Origin of the sequence: Streptomyces sp. NBC_00536, from assembly GCF_036346295.1 — a bacterium.
Taxonomy (GTDB): domain Bacteria; phylum Actinomycetota; class Actinomycetes; order Streptomycetales; family Streptomycetaceae; genus Streptomyces.
The window spans coordinates 2,146,708-2,161,296 of the sequence record NZ_CP107819.1 but is presented as its reverse complement, the minus strand read 5'-3'; the positions used below and the strand labels follow the sequence as shown (position 1 = coordinate 2,161,296).

Annotated in this window: 16 protein-coding genes and 1 pseudogene; 9 read left to right on the top strand and 8 right to left on the bottom strand. The window is 73.0% G+C overall.

Features of this window, described 5'->3' with window-relative positions; all coding sequences use genetic code 11:
• Positions 1–119: 119 nt before the first annotated feature.
• The 3 genes from OHS33_RS09345 to OHS33_RS09335 form a co-directional block, all read right to left on the bottom strand.
• Positions 120–899, bottom strand: a complete 780-nt coding sequence (locus OHS33_RS09345; RefSeq protein WP_330329910.1) for a GntR family transcriptional regulator — start codon at positions 897–899, stop codon at positions 120–122.
• Positions 896–1,438: a GntR family transcriptional regulator gene (locus OHS33_RS09340; RefSeq protein ID WP_330329909.1), complete on the bottom strand. Its 543-nt coding sequence runs from the start codon at positions 1,436–1,438 to the stop codon at positions 896–898. The genes OHS33_RS09345 and OHS33_RS09340 overlap by 4 nt, the downstream gene beginning before the upstream one ends.
• 694 nt (positions 1,439–2,132) lie before the next feature.
• Positions 2,133–2,792: a hypothetical protein gene (locus OHS33_RS09335; RefSeq protein WP_330329908.1), complete on the bottom strand. Its 660-nt coding sequence runs from the start codon at positions 2,790–2,792 to the stop codon at positions 2,133–2,135.
• Between the two features lie 529 nt (positions 2,793–3,321).
• On the opposite strand from OHS33_RS09335, the gene OHS33_RS09330 reads away from it, so the two are divergent.
• From OHS33_RS09330 to OHS33_RS09320, 3 genes and pseudogenes are all read left to right on the top strand, one after another.
• A complete protein-coding gene (locus tag OHS33_RS09330) occupies positions 3,322–3,543 on the top strand; it encodes a hypothetical protein (protein ID WP_330329907.1) in 222 nt (73 codons plus the stop codon).
• Positions 3,540–4,652, top strand: coding sequence for a hypothetical protein (locus tag OHS33_RS09325; protein WP_330329906.1), 1,113 nt, complete (start codon positions 3,540–3,542; stop codon positions 4,650–4,652). The genes OHS33_RS09330 and OHS33_RS09325 overlap by 4 nt, the downstream gene beginning before the upstream one ends.
• A 108-nt stretch (positions 4,653–4,760) precedes the next feature.
• A pseudogene (locus OHS33_RS09320) lies at positions 4,761–6,044 on the top strand (DUF1906 domain-containing protein); the annotation flags it as partial.
• A 189-nt stretch (positions 6,045–6,233) separates the two neighbouring features.
• Here the strand turns inward: OHS33_RS09320 and OHS33_RS09315 are convergent.
• The 3 genes from OHS33_RS09315 to OHS33_RS09305 are packed head-to-tail and all read right to left on the bottom strand — an operon-like array spanning position 6,234 to position 8,144.
• Positions 6,234–6,737, bottom strand: coding sequence for a pyridoxamine 5'-phosphate oxidase family protein (locus tag OHS33_RS09315; RefSeq protein ID WP_330329905.1), 504 nt, complete (start codon positions 6,735–6,737; stop codon positions 6,234–6,236).
• Positions 6,738–6,773: 36 nt separating this feature from the next.
• Positions 6,774–7,514: a vWA domain-containing protein gene (locus OHS33_RS09310; protein ID WP_330329904.1), complete on the bottom strand. Its 741-nt coding sequence runs from the start codon at positions 7,512–7,514 to the stop codon at positions 6,774–6,776.
• A gap of 15 nt (positions 7,515–7,529) precedes the next feature.
• Complete coding sequence (locus OHS33_RS09305; RefSeq protein ID WP_330329903.1) at positions 7,530–8,144, bottom strand: PadR family transcriptional regulator; 615 nt, start codon at positions 8,142–8,144, stop codon at positions 7,530–7,532.
• Between the two features lie 132 nt (positions 8,145–8,276).
• Here OHS33_RS09305 and OHS33_RS09300 point away from each other — a divergent pair, with 132 nt between their 5' ends.
• The 4 genes from OHS33_RS09300 to OHS33_RS09285 all read left to right on the top strand — a co-directional run bounded on the left by OHS33_RS09300 (position 8,277) and on the right by OHS33_RS09285 (position 10,573).
• Entirely contained in the window at positions 8,277–9,005 is a 729-nt protein-coding gene (locus tag OHS33_RS09300) for an SDR family NAD(P)-dependent oxidoreductase (protein WP_330334974.1), read from the top strand.
• Positions 9,006–9,072: 67 nt separating this feature from the next.
• A complete protein-coding gene (locus tag OHS33_RS09295; RefSeq protein WP_330329902.1) occupies positions 9,073–9,420 on the top strand; it encodes a hypothetical protein in 348 nt (115 codons plus the stop codon).
• Between the two features lie 7 nt (positions 9,421–9,427).
• On the top strand, positions 9,428–10,180 hold the full coding sequence (locus OHS33_RS09290) for a class I SAM-dependent methyltransferase (protein ID WP_330329901.1): 753 nt from the start codon (positions 9,428–9,430) through the stop codon (positions 10,178–10,180).
• A gap of 21 nt (positions 10,181–10,201) precedes the next feature.
• Complete coding sequence (locus OHS33_RS09285; RefSeq protein WP_330329900.1) at positions 10,202–10,573, top strand: DUF2568 domain-containing protein; 372 nt, start codon at positions 10,202–10,204, stop codon at positions 10,571–10,573.
• 286 nt (positions 10,574–10,859) lie between these two features.
• Here OHS33_RS09285 and OHS33_RS09280 read toward each other — a convergent pair whose 3' ends face one another.
• Both OHS33_RS09280 and OHS33_RS09275 read right to left on the bottom strand, forming a co-directional pair.
• Entirely contained in the window at positions 10,860–11,858 is a 999-nt protein-coding gene (locus OHS33_RS09280; RefSeq protein WP_330329899.1) for an acyl-CoA dehydrogenase family protein, read from the bottom strand.
• The gene (locus OHS33_RS09275; protein ID WP_330329898.1) at positions 11,858–13,003 is read right to left on the bottom strand and encodes an acyl-CoA dehydrogenase family protein; all 1,146 of its coding nucleotides are present in this window, start codon (positions 13,001–13,003) and stop codon (positions 11,858–11,860) included. The genes OHS33_RS09280 and OHS33_RS09275 overlap by 1 nt, the downstream gene beginning before the upstream one ends.
• An 86-nt stretch (positions 13,004–13,089) precedes the next feature.
• Here OHS33_RS09275 and OHS33_RS09270 point away from each other — a divergent pair, with 86 nt between their 5' ends.
• Positions 13,090–13,878 (top strand): SDR family oxidoreductase, encoded by a 789-nt coding sequence (locus OHS33_RS09270; protein WP_330329897.1) that lies wholly within the window; start codon positions 13,090–13,092, stop codon positions 13,876–13,878.
• A gap of 83 nt (positions 13,879–13,961) precedes the next feature.
• A complete protein-coding gene (locus OHS33_RS09265; RefSeq protein ID WP_330329896.1) occupies positions 13,962–14,576 on the top strand; it encodes a TetR/AcrR family transcriptional regulator in 615 nt (204 codons plus the stop codon).
• Positions 14,577–14,589: the final 13 nt, after the last annotated feature.

Here is a 14,589-nt window from a genome sequence, read left to right as displayed (position 1 = left end):
CTCCCTCCGCGGGAGGCCCTCACACGGTCCGTACAACGGCGTACGGAACTCTGACACGGCGCCCGCCAGTCTCCGACCAGGGAAGGCGGGCGCTGTGGCATGCCCGGGGGCGGGCGGCGTCAGGCGGGCGAGAACTCGTACCGCAGCTCGTACAGGTGGCCCGACTTGACCATGACGGTCACCTCGACCGGGCGCCGGTCGTCGCTGAAGACCGTCCTCAGGGTGCGGAGCACCGGCAGGTCGCTCGTCAGCCCCAGCGCGCGGTGCTCCTCCTGGGTGGGGATGCGGGCCGATACCCGGTCGACGCTCAGTCGGGGCGGAAAGCCGAGTCCGGTCAGGAGAGTGGGTGTGCCGCCCTTGATCTTGCGGGCCTCGGCGAGCGCGGTGCCGAGTGCGATGCCCAAGGGGTAGTAGGAGCAGACCAGTTCGGCCGGTTCGCCGTCGATCCGCAGCACCTGGCGTCGCAGCACCGCGTGCTCGCCGTCCCGGAGCCCGAGCGCTGCGGCGACATCGGCGGGCGGCGTCACCTCGCGCACCTCCACGAGCGTGCTGACCGCGTGGGCGCCGGGTCCCGCGGCGTCGGTGAGCCAGGGGTAGGGGTCGTCGCCGGATGACAGCGCGAGGGAGGCCGCGGGGCGGATCGTCCGCTGCTGGTGCTCCCGTACCGTCACCCCCGAACCCGCGCGTCCGATGACGAGCCGCTCGTCCTTGAGGAGTCCCAACGCCTTCTGGACGGTCGCGCTCGAAGCGTCGAACCGGGCCTTCAGGTGGACCGTGGACGGCAGCTTCGCGCCGGGAGCCAGGTCGCCGTTCAGGATCTCGTCCCGGAGGTCGGCGGCGATGCGGACGTGGAGCGGGCGCTGGTCGAGCGGCTGTTCCTCGGGGCTGGGCAACGTCATCCGATCCTGGTCTCGTAGCGCAGCTGTGCGCGGTCCGCGGGCATGACCATCACGTCGGCCTGGAGGGGGCGGTCGGCCGCGTCCAGGGTGACCCGGGAGACGAGGAGCACCGGTTCGCCCGGCGCGCTGCGCAGGTGGCCGCGCTCCTCTTCCGTCGGCAGCCGCGCCGTGACCTCCTCCACCACCCGTACGCCGACGTGCCCCAGCGCGGCGAGCAGGGTGACCGCTCCGCCGCGGATCTTCGCGGTGGACGCGAGCGGGGTCCCGGCCGCGATCGCGGCGGGGTAGTAGGTGTCCGTCAACTCGCGGGGGACACCGTCCAGTTCGATGATCCGCCGACGCCGTACGACCCTCCCCGCGACGGGGACGCCCAGCATCCGCGCGACCTCGTCCGACGCGGGCTCCTCCTCGGCGTACAGGATGCGCTGCCCGCCCACGCGCCCCCGGGCCGCGGCCTCGGCGGTCCAGGCATCCGGCTCGCCTTCGGCACGGGGCGTCAGATATGGCGCCGACGCACTGGTCCACTGGCCTTCGCTCATGCTGCCCTCCGCTGCCCCTGTCCGGCTTTGCGGGTCCCACGCTATGCGACGAGTGGGCGTAGACTCAGGGGCGCAACCTTGCTGGAGTTCGCAAATAGCGCACGGCCTGTGTGGCCTTGAAGGCTCAGCGTCAAGACGGTGGGGTGGGCATGTCCTTTTCTCGGCAGCAGACCTTTCCCGGGAGGGGTTCCGGCGCTCCGGAGCGCCGCCCCTGACGCGCTGTCCGGCCGGGGGCTGTGGATCGCTTCGGTACTTGCCGACGAGTTCACCGTGGAGGACGAATCGGTCGGCAAGACTGTTCGCGTGGCCTTCCGAGTTCCGGCCGGTCCGGGTGTTTCCCAGGGATCGCCTGATGCTGCATACCACGTTGCGCACTGGGCCGACCCGTCCGAACGGTGAGCCGGCGGCCTACGCGAGGCCGGGCTGTCCCGTGTCGTTGAATCGGTGGACCGAGCGTCGCAGGAGGTCAAGGAACTCGGCGAGGCCGTTCGTCAGGCTCGGGAGGGATGGATCGCATTCTCCCCTGGGGCGTAGCCGTGCTTCTCCTCGAATCCGCGGGTCAGGGCGGAGAGGGCCGCCGACACCTCCTCGCGCCAAGCCGCGAGTGAGGTGGGTGTGAGACGGGTGGAGTGGTGCGGACCGCGCATGGCTCCATTTTCGCACCGGCCCTACTCGGGCCTGTTGCGAAAGTGGATCAGGAGTCGTGGTCGACTGGGGCGGCCGTCTGGTCTGACCAGCCCCGCGACAGGGGGAGGCGGCCGGATCGGAGCGTGTCGCGCTGTTCGGTCACCCAGTGCTCAACCTGATCTACGGATTCCGCGACAGGCTGGTCCGTGGTGTCGAGCAGGTGGGTGCACCATCGCGGATCGTCGGCGGTCCACCCGGTCCAGCGGTGCCAGGCCATGCGGGGCCAGCTGTCGTCGATGATGACGTCGGGTCGGGATCGGGGATCCTCGGCGTGCTTGCGGTGCCAGGCGGCCCAGCCGAGGAAGGCGTCGACGGCCGGAGCGTCCCATCGGTCCGAGTCGCGCTTGGTGAGCCTGTCGCGCCGGGCCTCGTCGGACACGTCGACCAGACAGACCGCGATGCCATCCAGCAACGGGGCGGAGGGGCTGGCCAGGACCTCTCCCAGCGGGGACTGCCCGGTCAGCAGGAGGTCGACTCCGCGGGCCTGGTATTCCAGCGCGCGACGCACCCACATCTCGGTCATGCGGTTTCGCCACTGGCGATCGGCGCCTTCCGGTACGCCGAGCTCGTCGAAGTCGTGCACGGCAATCCGCCCCAGCCGCTCGCCCACGGAGTAGGCGAGCGTGGTCTTGCCCGAACAGCTGGAGCCGGTCAGTTTGAGCAGCATCTCACCAGGGTGGCAGGTCAGTAGCGATGTCCCCGAAGGGTTTTCCCGGAACCTTCCGCCCCGCTCTGGTGCTTGTCACGACCACTCATTGATGGCAGCGACCAGTACGGTCGCTTCGTAGCGGACAGCCGGCTTGTCGTATGCCGTCGCCACCGCGCGGTGCCTCTTCAGCTGCCAGGCGGTGACGAGGAGCTAGAGCGGCTTCTGACCCTGCTCGACCGCCAGGTGCAACTTGGTGGTCAATCCGCCGCGCGAACGCCGGAACGTCCCGCCACGGCGCACCAGTCCTGGTCCGCCGGCGTATGCCGTCGATCAACTGCCGACGCGTCCACGTCGGCGGCCACCCCGGCTTCTTGCCCAGCGGCAGCAACGCAACAGACCCTCGTGCGGGGTGCCGGGGCCGTGGGCGAGGTTGCGGTTCGGCGGCCTCCGTACGGGCGCTACCCGCGAGTATTGACTATTAGTCAAAGCGGGATCAGGCTCGGGGGTGAGCCGTTGTCGTGGTGTCGCCGTCGTGGGAGGTCGTCCCGTGGGTGCTGAGGAATTCGCCAGGCTGGGTGCGGAGTTGCGGGGGGACGGGCCGCCCGGGGTGTTTGCCGGGCTGAGTGGTGGGGAGTTGGGGCGGCTCGCCGACGCGGTGCGGGGGGAGCGGGAGCGGCGGGCCGCCGGGTTGGGGGAGGCGGCCGAGGAGGCGCTGAAGCTGGTGCCCGCGCTCGCTCGGGGCGCCGTGCGCAAGGTGCTGTTCCGGTGAGCCGCGCCGAGGTGGAGAAGGTCGCGCGGCTGCTGGGGGAGGGGGATCCCGGGGCGCTGCGGTTCCTGGAGGCGCTGCCCGCCGGGGACGTGCGCCGGTTCCGGGAGCAGGTCACCGCCGTGCTCTATGACGGGGCGCCCGAGATGCTCGACCGGATCGCCGCCGCGACCAAGCTGGTGCCCGCCGCGGTGGCCGCCGCCATCTCGCAGAAGGCGCTCGGCCCCCGGCTCGCCGCGGCGGTCGCGGGCCGGCTGGATCCCGGGCGGGCCGCCGACATCATCGAGAAGCTCCCGGTGGCCTTCACCGCCGAGTCCTGCGCCCACCTGGACCCCCGGCGGATCGCGGGGGTGGTCGACCGGCTCGACGAGGGGCTCGTCGTCCGCATCGCCGTCACGCTCGCCGAGTCGGCCGACTTCCTCACCATGGGCCGCTTCGTCGGCCACCTGCGCGACCGGGCGCTTTCCCGGATCCTCGAACAGGTCGACGACGAGGCGGTCCTGCGGACCGGGTTCTACGTCGACCTGCCCGAGCGGCTGCCGCAGATCCTGCGGCTGATCGGTGACGAGCGGCTCGCGGGCGTGGTCCGGGCGGCCGCGGCGGGCGGGCTGTGGGAGGAGGCCCTCGGCGTCGCCGCGATGGTCAGCGGCGAACAGCGCGAACGGATCGCCCAGCTGACGGCCCGGCTGGACGCCCCGGCCCTGGATTCGCTGGTCCGGGCGACCCACGAGCGCGGGCTGTGGGAGGCGCTGCTGCCGCTCGTCGCGCTGCTGGGGGAGGAGGACCGTACGGCGGTCGCCCGGCTGGAGGCGCTGCGCGCGCCCGAAGTGTTGCGCGGAGTGGTCCGGGCCGTGGTGGGGACGGGCCTGTGGGGGGAGTTTCTGCCGCTGGTCGGCGTACTGCCCGAGGACGGGCGCCAGGTGGTCGCCGACACCGCCGCCCTGCTGGGCGACGGCGAACTGGACGCGCTCGTGCGCGAGGTCGACAAGCGGGACCTGTGGGAACTGGTCCTGCCCCTGGTCGAGCTGATGGACGACGCGGGCAGGACTCGGGTCTTCGAGCTGCCCGCGTTCCAGGACCAGGAGCAGGACGAGGACCGGGACCAGGAGTAGGACCAGGAGTAGGACCGGGACCGGGAGCAGGACCAGGCGGGTAGTTAGCCGGGCGGTCGCGGCCTCGCCGGATCTCCGGGAGGCCGCGGCACCTGTATACACAGCGTCATGTCGCGAGTCATGTCGAATGTCATGGTCATGCGCCGGCTGCTGGCCTCCGCCTGCGGGGTCGCCCTCGCGCTGACCCCGCTCGGGCCGGTCGCCGCCGCCGACGAGGGGCCCGGTCCCGGGCCCGGCCGCTCCTACGACTACCGCGGGCTGCGCTTCACCTTCCCCGCGACCTGGCGGGTCGTCGACCTCGAGCGCCACCCCGACGCCTGCGTGCGCCTGGACCTGCCCACGCTGTACGTCGGCCACGCCGGGCCGCAGGGCGAATGCGCGGGCCGGGCGGTCGTGGACCGCGCCGACACCCTGCACCTGGAGCCCGTACAGGACGCCCCGCAGCGGGCCGACATCCCCACCGTGGAGGTACCGGTGGGCACCGCGCTGCCCGCCGCCGCGCCCCGCACGCCCAGCAACGAACTCCGCTACTCCTTCGCCCAGTCCGGGGTGATGGCCACCGCCTCCTACGGCGACACGGCCGCCACGGTCCGCGCGGTGATCGAGAGCGCGCGCGTGGTCGGGAGCCAGGGCGACGACCCGGGCCCCCCGGGCCACCCCGGCCACCCCGGTCCGCCCGCCGTCCGGCCCGTGCCCCGGCCGGGGGCCTCGGTCACCCCGGGCGCTTACACCGGGGAGGGCTTCGACGCCTGTACGGCCCCCCGCCAGGCCACCATGGACGGCTGGCGCGACGAATCCCCGTTCGGGGCCGTCGGCATCTACATCGGCGGCGGCTCCCGCGCCTGCGCCCAGCCGCAGCTGACCGCCGCCTGGGTGAAGCGGCAGGGCGCCCGGTGGCACCTGATGCCGATCTGGGTGGGCCGCCAGCCCTGGCACAGCGCCTCCACCGGGCTGTCCACCGACCCGGACAGCGCGGCCGCGCAGGGCCGGGCGGCCGCCGACGGCGCCGCCTCGGCCGCCCGCTCGCTGGGCCTGGGCGCGGGCACCGTCCTCTACAACGACCTGGAGAACTACACCGACCGGGCCACCTGGGACCGGCCGGTGGTCGCCTACATCGGCGCCTGGACCGAACGGCTGCACGCCCTCGGCTACCGCGCCGCCGCCTACCTCGCGGCCGGTTCGGGGATGAAGGCGCTCAGCGCCGAATACGCGCGCACCGGGCGCGCCGTCCCCGACGTCGTGTGGGCCGCGGCCTGGAACGGCCGCGCCTCGGTCTCGGACTCCGACCTGGGCCTGCCCGCGCGCAGCGGGCAGTGGAGCGGGCGCCGCCGCGCCCACCAGTACCAGGGCGACCACGACGAGACCTACGACGGCGTGACCATCAACATCGACCGCAACCGGGTCGACGTGAACCCGGCCGCGATCACCCTCCCCGGGACCGGAACCGCCCCCGAGACGGTCCCGGTCCCGGTCCCGGCCCCGGTCACCGCCCCGGCCCCGGTCACCGCCCCGGCCCCGGTCACCGCCCCGGACAGTGACGACGCCGACGACGAGGCCGATGACCCCGACGGCGACCGGTCCTCACGCCTCCCGGGCGGGCTCGTCGTCGTTCCCCCGGCGGATCGTGCGCAGCCCGTCGGCCGGGGTCCAGACGCGGACCACCAGGTCGTCGCCGTCGATCCCGGTGTGGACCACCTCGGCCAGCTCCACGCGGAACAGGTGCGAGGGGTGCGGCGGCTCGCCTGACTCCTCGGCGAACCGGTGCAGCTCGGGCGGGTCGAGGATCTCCACGGCCCGCCCGGAGATCCGTACGTCCCCGTCGGGCATAGCCTCGTCCGCGCCCGGATTGGTGTGCAGCGCGAACCGCGGGTCGCGCCGCAGGTCCAGGGCCTTCATGGACCCCGGCATCATCCCGAGCCACAGCTCACCGCCCCGGAAGGTGGTGTTGAGCCCGCTGACCCGCGGTGAGCCGTCCTTGCGCAGGGTCGCCAGGACGTGGTGCGCGTACTGCCCGAAGCGGGTCCGGACCGCCTCGGCGAGTTCCGGCTCGGCCTGTTCGAAGTGCGCCCAGTTGTTCGTCGTCATACCGCCATGAAAGCGCCTGCCGGCGATGACACCGGCTCAGGCGCGCGACGCGGGCGCCACGATGCCCGCCGTACGGGCCGCCGCCAGCCACGACGGGAACTCCGCCACCAGCCGGTCGTACAACTGCCCGTCCGGCACCGCGCGCGGGTCCTCCCCGGCGTGGAAGTAGCCCGCGTTGTCGACGACGCGGGCCTGCGGCACCGGCAGCTCGTCCAGCTTGCGCAGGAAGTCGAACTGGGTGCTGTGGGTGTTCCCGAAGCCGACGAACTGCCAGAACAGCGGCAGCCGGGCCGCCTTGCACAGGTAGCGCTCCGCCGCCGTCTTGTTCAGCGGGCCGCCGTCCGTCTGGAAGACCACCAGGGCGGGGGCTGTGGACCCGCTCTCCAGGTAGTGGTCGATGACCGCGTCCATCGCCGCGTGGTAGGCCGTCTTGCCCATGTGCCCGAGGCCCGCGACGATCCGGTCCACCTCGCCCGCGTGCCGCTCCAGTGAGATCTCCGCGACGGCGTCGATGTCCGTGGAGAAGAAGACCACCGGGACCCGGCCGTCGTCGTCCAGGTGCGCGGACAGCCCGAGCACCCGGTCCGCGAAGGCCTGCACCGTGCCGTCGGCGTAGTACGGGCGCATCGAGCCGGAGTAATCCAGTACCAGGTAGACCGCCGCCCGCTGACCGTCCAGGCCGTGCTTGCGCAGCGAGACCCCGGCGCTCTTGTACAGGCTGACGAGCGCCGGAGCGGTTTCTTCCATCTTGCGCAGATCGATCGCACTGCCGGTCATGGCCCCGAGGGTACTTCAGCCGCCGGAGCGGGGCGCGGCGTCCGCCCTGGCGGCCGCCCGGGCCGCCTCCAGTGCCTCGATGTCCTCCAGCATGGCGGCGGCGAGGTCGCGCTCGGAGGCGTAGTACCGCTCGGCCCACTTGAGGGTGAGCGCGGGGTGGGCCCACGCCGCCTCGTCCTTGGCGACCTCGACGTCGGCGACCGCCCGCAGGCGCATCTGCTCCGCGAACTCCTGGTGCCGCGCCAGCACTTCGCGCATCTGCTCCGGCTCCAGCAGGTGCCCCAGCCACAGCCGCAGCATCGGCCCGTGCTTGAGGACGGGCGGGTCGACGGGGGCCTCGCGGGCCCAGGTGCGCACGGCCTCCATGCCCTCGTCCGTGATCCGGTACACCCGCTTGTCGCGGGTGCCGGTCTCCTGCGCGACCAGGCGCGAGGTGGCGTAACCCGCCTTCTCCAGGCGCTTCAGCTCGCTGTAGATCTGGCTGAAGGACGGGCTCCAGTAGAAGAACGTGAGCGACCGGTCCGACCACTTCTTCAGGTCGTAGCCGGACAGCTCCTCCCCGAAGGAGAGCAGCCCGAGCACCGCCCAGCTGGTCGCGGGAAGCGCGCGCCTGTTCGTCTCGTCTGCCACGGTCCGCAGTCTATGACCGCACGGAATGCGACCGGTCCCGGCGCCGCTCTTCCCCCTGTCATGTATGCCTGCTAGAAATATTCCTAATCAGAATAGTTGTGATGCGCACTGGAGGGCTGAGCCGTGGGAGCGCTGATCGCACTGGACGGAAAGGTCGTCGTCATCACCGGCGCCGGACGCGGCCAGGGCGCGGCCGAGGCCCGGCTGTGCGCGGAGGCGGGCGCGCGGGTCGTCGTCACCGACATTCGCGAGGACGAGGGCCGCGAGGTCGCCGCGTCGCTGGGCGGCCAAGGCCTGTACGTACGCCACGACGTGGCCGACGCCGAGAGCTGGGCCGGGGTGACGCGGGCCGCGGTGGCCGCGTACGGAACCGTCTCGGCCCTGGTCAACAACGCGGCCCTGTGGCGCACCGCCCACGTGGAACAGCAGAGCGCCGAAGGCTTCGAAGAGTTGCTCCGGGTCAACCTCCTGGGCCCCTTCCTCGGCATCCAGGCGGTGGCCCCGCTGCTGCGCGCGGCCGGGGGCGGGTCCATCGTGAACATCTCCTCCACCGCCGGCCTGGTCGGGATACCCGGCCACGCGGCTTACGGCTCCACCAAGTTCGCCCTGCGCGGGCTGACCCGGTCGGCCGCCCTCGACCTGGCCGGGGACGGGATCCGGGTCAACTCCGTGCACCCGGGCGCGATCGACACGCCGATGGTCGCCCGGGCGGTGGAGGGCCGGGACTGGTCACACCTGCCGCTGGGGCGGATGGGGCGCCCGGAGGAGGTCGGCGAGCTGGTGCGGTTCCTGTGCTCGGACGCCTCCGCCTACATCACGGGCGCGGAGTTCACCGTCGACGGCGGGATGACCACCCAGTGAGCGGCGCGGGCGCGGGGCTCGCGGGGGCGGCCGAGTGGCTGGCCCGGACCCCTTCTATCGTCGCGGGATGACGACTACGACAACCTTGTGGCGGCCGACCGGGCCGGTCGAGCTGGAGCTGGTGGCCGCGGCCGACTGGCGGGCCTGGCCGCCGCGGCTGCCCGAACAGCCGATCTTCTACCCGGTCCTGAACGAGGACTACGCGATCCGGATCGCCCGCGACTGGAACGTCAAGCACGACGGGGCGGGCTTCGTGACCCGCTTCGAGGTGGACACGGAGTTCCTCGCCCGGTACCCGGTCCAGCAGGCGGGCGGGGAGACGATCCTGGAGCTGTGGGTCCCGGCCGAGGAGCTGCCCGAGTTCAACGCCCACCTCGTGGGGAAGATCGAGGTCGTGCACGCGTTCCGCGAATAATGGGGCGATGACCACCTCACCGAGCGATGACCACGTCCGGGCCCGGGCCCGTTCCTTCGATGCCGCCGCCGTGCTCTACGGGGCCAACCGGCCCGGGTATCCGGCGGAGTTGTTCGACGCCGTCGAGGAGCTGGCCGGGCGGCCGCTGGACGGGGCGCGGGTCGCCGACGTGGGCGCCGGGACCGGGATCGCCAGCGCGCTGCTGGAGGCGCGCGGGGCGCGGGTCGTCGGCGTCGAGCCGGGTGACGGGATGGCGGCCGAATTCCGCCGGGCGCGTCCCGGGATACCGCTGGTCCGGGGGGACGGGGACCGGCTGCCGCTGGCCGACGGCTCCGTCGACCTCCTCACCTACGCCCAGGCCTGGCACTGGACCGACCCCGCCCGGTCCGTCCCCGAGGCGCGGCGGGTGCTGAGGCCCGGCGGGGCGCTCGCCCTGTGGTGGAACGACCTGGACGTGTCCGTCCCCTGGATCGACGCCCAGGACCGGCGGGTGGCGGCCCTCTTCTCCGCGGAGCCGGGCATCGCCCCGCGTGGCCTCCCTGCCGAACTCCCCTTCACCACCCGGGAGGTCCGCTGGTCGCGCCGGATCCCCCTCGATACGCACCTCGCCAACCTGGCCAGTCACTCCGCCTTCCTGGTCCTGGGCCCCGGGGTCGCCGGGGAGTTCTTCGACGCGGAGCGTGCCCTGCTGCTCGGCCGCTTCCCCGACGGGACGGTGACGGAGGAATACGTGACCACCCTGTGCCTTGCCCGGACCTGAACCAGGGGTCATCGTGGCCGCATGTCCTCGACCGCCCGCCGCCGGGCCCGCCCGCTCTTCCTCGTCAACGAGGGCCTCGCCTTCCTGCTGGAGGTCGTGGCCCTCGTCCTGCTCGGCTGGTGGGGCGCGACGCGTGACCTGCCGGTCGGCGGAGCCGTGGCCCTGGCGGTGGTCGCTCCGCTCGGGGCCGCCGTGCTGTGGGGCGCCTTCGCGGCGCCCAAGGCCCGGTGGTCCGTACCGCTGGCCGCGCAACTCGGCGTCAAGGCGGTGGTGTTCGGGGCGGGGGCCGCTGCGCTGCTCGCGCTGGCGGGTGGGGTGGCGGCCGGTTGCTTCGCCGGGGTCGTCGTCCTCAACACGGCGGCCGCGACGTACCACCGCCGGGCCGCTGCCTGAGGCCGTGTCCTGGCGGAGCCCTGGGGTGCCCGGCCGCGGGCCGTCGTCCTGGGCTCTGCCCAGACCCGCGCCTCAAACGCCGGCGGGGCTGGGGTGGCCGCTGCCGTTCCTCCGGCGGGGCTGGAGGTGGGCATTTTCAGCCCGTCCGGCGTTTGAGGACCGGGTCCGGGCGGAGCCCGGGACGCCCAGCCGCAGGCGACGTTGGTGCTCGGCCGCGGGCCGTCGTCCTGGGCTCCGCCCAGACCCGCGCCTCAAACGCCGGCGAGGCTGGGTATGCCGGGCATTTTCAGCCCGTCCGGCGATTGAGGGCCGGGGTCAGGACCTCCGCTCGGCAGGTTGACGGGGAGCCCCAGGCGTCGCGGAGGGGGCGGGCTTTGCGGAGCCAGAGGGAGAGGTCGAGTTCCTCGGTGTAGCCGACCGCGCCGTGGAGTTGGAGGGCCGACAGGGCCGCCCGGTAGCCCGCCTCCCCGGCGGAGACCTTCGCGGCGGCGATCTCCCAGGGGGCCAGGCTCAGGGCCGCGGCCCACACCAGCGGCCGGGCGAACTCCAGGGCGAGGAGGGTGTCCGCCAGGCGGTGCTTCACCGCCTGGAAGGACCCGATCGGCACCCCGAACTGCGTGCGCTGCTTCGCGTACTCCACGGTCCGGGCGAGCAGCGCCTCACCCACGCCCAGGCTCTGCGCCGCAGTCATGAGCCGGGCCCAGTGGAGGGCCACAGCGGCCGCCGCCGTCACCCGGGGGCCCGTGGCCAGGAGTTCGCCTCCGGGGGCGGGGCGCGAGAGGTGCCGGGCGGGGTCCAGGGAGGCCAGTTCCGACACCGGCCCGGGTGCCGCGAGGCGTAGTTCGCCGGTCGCCGACACCGTGAAGGTGTGGTCGGTGGCCGAGGCGTCCACCGCGTACGGGCCGCCGTCCGCCAGGACCACCGTGGCCAGTGCCTCGCCCGAGAGGAGGGCCGGGAGGAAGCGTTTGGCCAGGGCCCCGTCCCCCAGCTCCGACAGCAGCACCACCGCCCCCACCGTCTCCGCCAGCGGCCCCGGCACCGCCGCGCGGCCCAGTTCCACGAAGCCCAGGGCCAGTTCCACCGGGAGGGCGCCGAGGCCTTCGTACTCCTGCGGCGCGGCCAGCGCGAACAGTCCGGTGTCCGCGAGCCGGGTCCACAGGGCCCGGCCGGGCCCGTACGCCCCGGCGGACCAGGACCGTACGACGGCGGGGACGGCCGCGGCGGCCAGCAGACCGCGCAGGGTGCGGGTGAAGTCCGACTGCTCGTCGGTCGGCAGGAAGCGCATCAGCGGCGGCCCTTCGGGAGGCCGAGCAGCCGCTCGGCGATGATGTCGCGCTGGATCTCGTTGGTGCCCGCGTAGACCGGCCCGGCCAGCGAGAAGATCCACGGCTCCGCCCACGGCCCGTCGGCGAGTTCCCCGTCCGCGCCGAGCAGGTCCAGCGCGCTCTCGTGCAGGGCGATGTCGTATTCGCTCCAGAACACCTTGTTCAGGCTGGACTCGGCGCCGATCGTCTGGCCCGCCGCGAACCGGGAGGCGTTGGTCCAGGTGAACAGTTCGTAGGCGCGCGCCCCGATCACGGCGTCGGCGACCCGGTCGCGCAGCGCCGTGTCGGCCGGGTCGGCCCGCTCCCGCCACAACCGGGTGAGACGGTCCGCCGCGGCCAGGAAGCGGCCGGGGGAGCGCAGGGTGAGCCCGCGCTCGTTGCCCGTCGTGGACATCGCGATCCGCCAGCCCTGCCCCGGCTCGCCGATCACGTCCTCGTCGGGGACGAACACCCGGTCCAGGAACAGTTCGGCGAAGGCGGGCTTCCCGTCGAGGCGCCCGATGGGCCGTACGGTCACCCCCGGCGCCCGCAGCCCGAACATCAGGTAGGTCAGCCCCTGGTGGGGTTTCGCGGCCTCCGGGTCCGTGCGGAAGATGCCGAAGGCGCGGTCCGCGAAGGCGGCCCGCGAGGACCAGGTCTTCTGCCCCGACAGCAGCCAGCCGCCGTCCGTGCGCTCCGCGCGGGACGTCAGGGAGGCGAGGTCGGAGCCGGACTCGGGCTCCGACCAGGCCTGCGCCCAGATCACCTCGCCGCTCGCCATCGGGGGCAGGACGCGGGCCCGCTGCTCGGGGCTCGCGTGGTCGAAGAGGGTGGGGGCGAGGAGGTTGATGCCGTTCTGCGAGACCCGGCCGGGCGCCCCGGCGGCGAAGTACTCCTCCTCGAAGACCAGCCACTTCACGATGTCCGCGCCCCGGCCGCCGTACTCCTCGGGCCAGGACACCACCGACCAGCGGTCGGCGGCCAGGCGCGCCTCCCATTCCCGGTGCGCGGCGAAGCCCTCGGCGGTCTCCAGCGAGGGGAGCGGCGCGTCGGGGACGTTGGCGCGCAGCCAGGCGCGGGCCTTGGCCCGGAACGCGGTCACTTCGGGTGTGTGGGTCAGGTCCATCCCGGAACATCCTTCCCTAACAAGTGTTTGGTAGGTTAACGTACGCCCATGAGCAGCGTCGAGGAGTTCCGCAAGGAGGTCCGTGCATGAACGCCACCGCTCCCCGGTACGTCGCCGGGCACGGGCTGCTGACGGACCGCGCGGCCGTGATCACCGCGGCGGCCGGGGCCGGGATCGGCGGGGCCACCGCCCGCCGCTTCCTGGAGGAGGGGGCCCGTATCGTCATCGGCGACGCGCACGCCCGCCGCCTCAAGGAGACCGAGGAGGCGCTCGCCGCCGAGTTCGGCGCCGACCGGGTCACCTCCCTGCCCTGCGACGTCACCGACGAGGAGCAGGTCACGGCCCTGTTCACGCTCGCCGAACGCACCCACGGCGGCCTGGACATCGTCGTCAACAACGCCGGTCTGGGCGGTACCGCCGCCCTCGTCGACATGACCGACGAGCAGTGGACCAGGGTCCTCGACGTCACCCTGAACGGCACCTTCCGCTGCACCCGCGCCGCCCTGCGCTCGCTCCGGGCGGCGGGCAACGGCGGGGTGATCGTCAACAACGCCTCCGTCATCGGCTGGCGCGCCCAGAGCGGCCAGGCCCACTACGCCGCCGCCAAGGCCGGGGTGATGGCGCTGACCCGCTGCGCGGCCCTGGAGGCCGCGGAGTTCGGCGTACGGATCAACGCGGTCGCCCCCAGCCTCGCCATGCACCCGCACCTGGTGAAGGTCACCAGCGCGGAACTCCTGGACGAGCTGACGGCGCGGGAGGCCTACGGGCGCTACGCCGAGCCGTGGGAGGTCGCCAACGTCATCGTGTTCCTGGCCAGCGGCTACGCGTCGTACATGACCGGCGAGACCGTATCGGTCAGCAGCCAGCACGCGTAGGACGGCGTAGGGCGGCAAGGGACGGCAAGGGGCGGCTCAGGACGGCGTAGGACCACGGGAACCACGGGGACCACAATGGGCGCGTGCCAACGAACCAGAAGAAGCAGCAGGTGACGGCCTCGCCGGAACGCCGGCGGGAACTCCTCGCCGTAGCCGCCGAGGTCTTCGCCGCCCAGGGCTACAACGCCACCACCGTCCGCAAGATCGCCGACGCCGCCGGGATGCTCGCCGGCAGCCTCTACTACCACTTCGATTCCAAGGAATCGATGCTGGACGAGATCCTCTCGACCTTCCTGAACGAGCTGTGGCAGGGCTACGACACCGTGCTCGACGCCGGGCTCGGCCCCAGGGAGACCATCGAGGCCCTCGTCACCGAATCCTTCCGGGAGATCGACCGGCACCGCGCCGCCGTCGCGATCTACCAGAAGGAGGCCCGGCACCTGTCCGCGCAGCCCCGCTTCCACTACCTCTCGGACTCGCAGGTCAAATTCGAGAAGGCGTGGCTGGGGACGCTGGAGCGGGGGGTCGCCGCCGAGGTCTTCCGCGCCGACCTGGACATCCGCCTCACCTACCGCTTCGTGCGCGACACGGTGTGGGTGGCGGCGTCCTGGTACCGGCCGGGCGGCCAGCACAGCCCCGAGGAGATCGCCCGCCAGTACCTCTCGATGGTCCTGGACGGGATCGCGCTCCGTACCTGAACCCTCACCAAGG

Excerpts from the sequence above, each read along its gene's own strand:
- OHS33_RS09340 (WP_330329909.1), bottom strand. The coding sequence starts at position 1,438 with ATGAGCGAAGGCCAGTGGACCAGTGCGTCGGCGCCATATCTGACGCCC.
- OHS33_RS09345 (WP_330329910.1), bottom strand. The coding sequence starts at position 899 with ATGACGTTGCCCAGCCCCGAGGAACAGCCGCTCGACCAGCGCCCGCTC.
- OHS33_RS09285 (WP_330329900.1), top strand. The coding sequence starts at position 10,202 with ATGTCCTCGACCGCCCGCCGCCGGGCCCGCCCGCTCTTCCTCGTCAAC.
- OHS33_RS09290 (WP_330329901.1), top strand. The coding sequence starts at position 9,428 with ATGACCACCTCACCGAGCGATGACCACGTCCGGGCCCGGGCCCGTTCC.
- OHS33_RS09275 (WP_330329898.1), bottom strand. The coding sequence starts at position 13,003 with ATGGACCTGACCCACACACCCGAAGTGACCGCGTTCCGGGCCAAGGCC.
- OHS33_RS09335 (WP_330329908.1), bottom strand. The coding sequence starts at position 2,792 with ATGCTGCTCAAACTGACCGGCTCCAGCTGTTCGGGCAAGACCACGCTC.
- OHS33_RS09295 (WP_330329902.1), top strand. The coding sequence starts at position 9,073 with ATGACGACTACGACAACCTTGTGGCGGCCGACCGGGCCGGTCGAGCTG.
- OHS33_RS09315 (WP_330329905.1), bottom strand. The coding sequence starts at position 6,737 with ATGACGACGAACAACTGGGCGCACTTCGAACAGGCCGAGCCGGAACTC.
- OHS33_RS09280 (WP_330329899.1), bottom strand. The coding sequence starts at position 11,858 with ATGCGCTTCCTGCCGACCGACGAGCAGTCGGACTTCACCCGCACCCTG.
- OHS33_RS09270 (WP_330329897.1), top strand. The coding sequence starts at position 13,090 with ATGAACGCCACCGCTCCCCGGTACGTCGCCGGGCACGGGCTGCTGACG.
- OHS33_RS09310 (WP_330329904.1), bottom strand. The coding sequence starts at position 7,514 with ATGACCGGCAGTGCGATCGATCTGCGCAAGATGGAAGAAACCGCTCCG.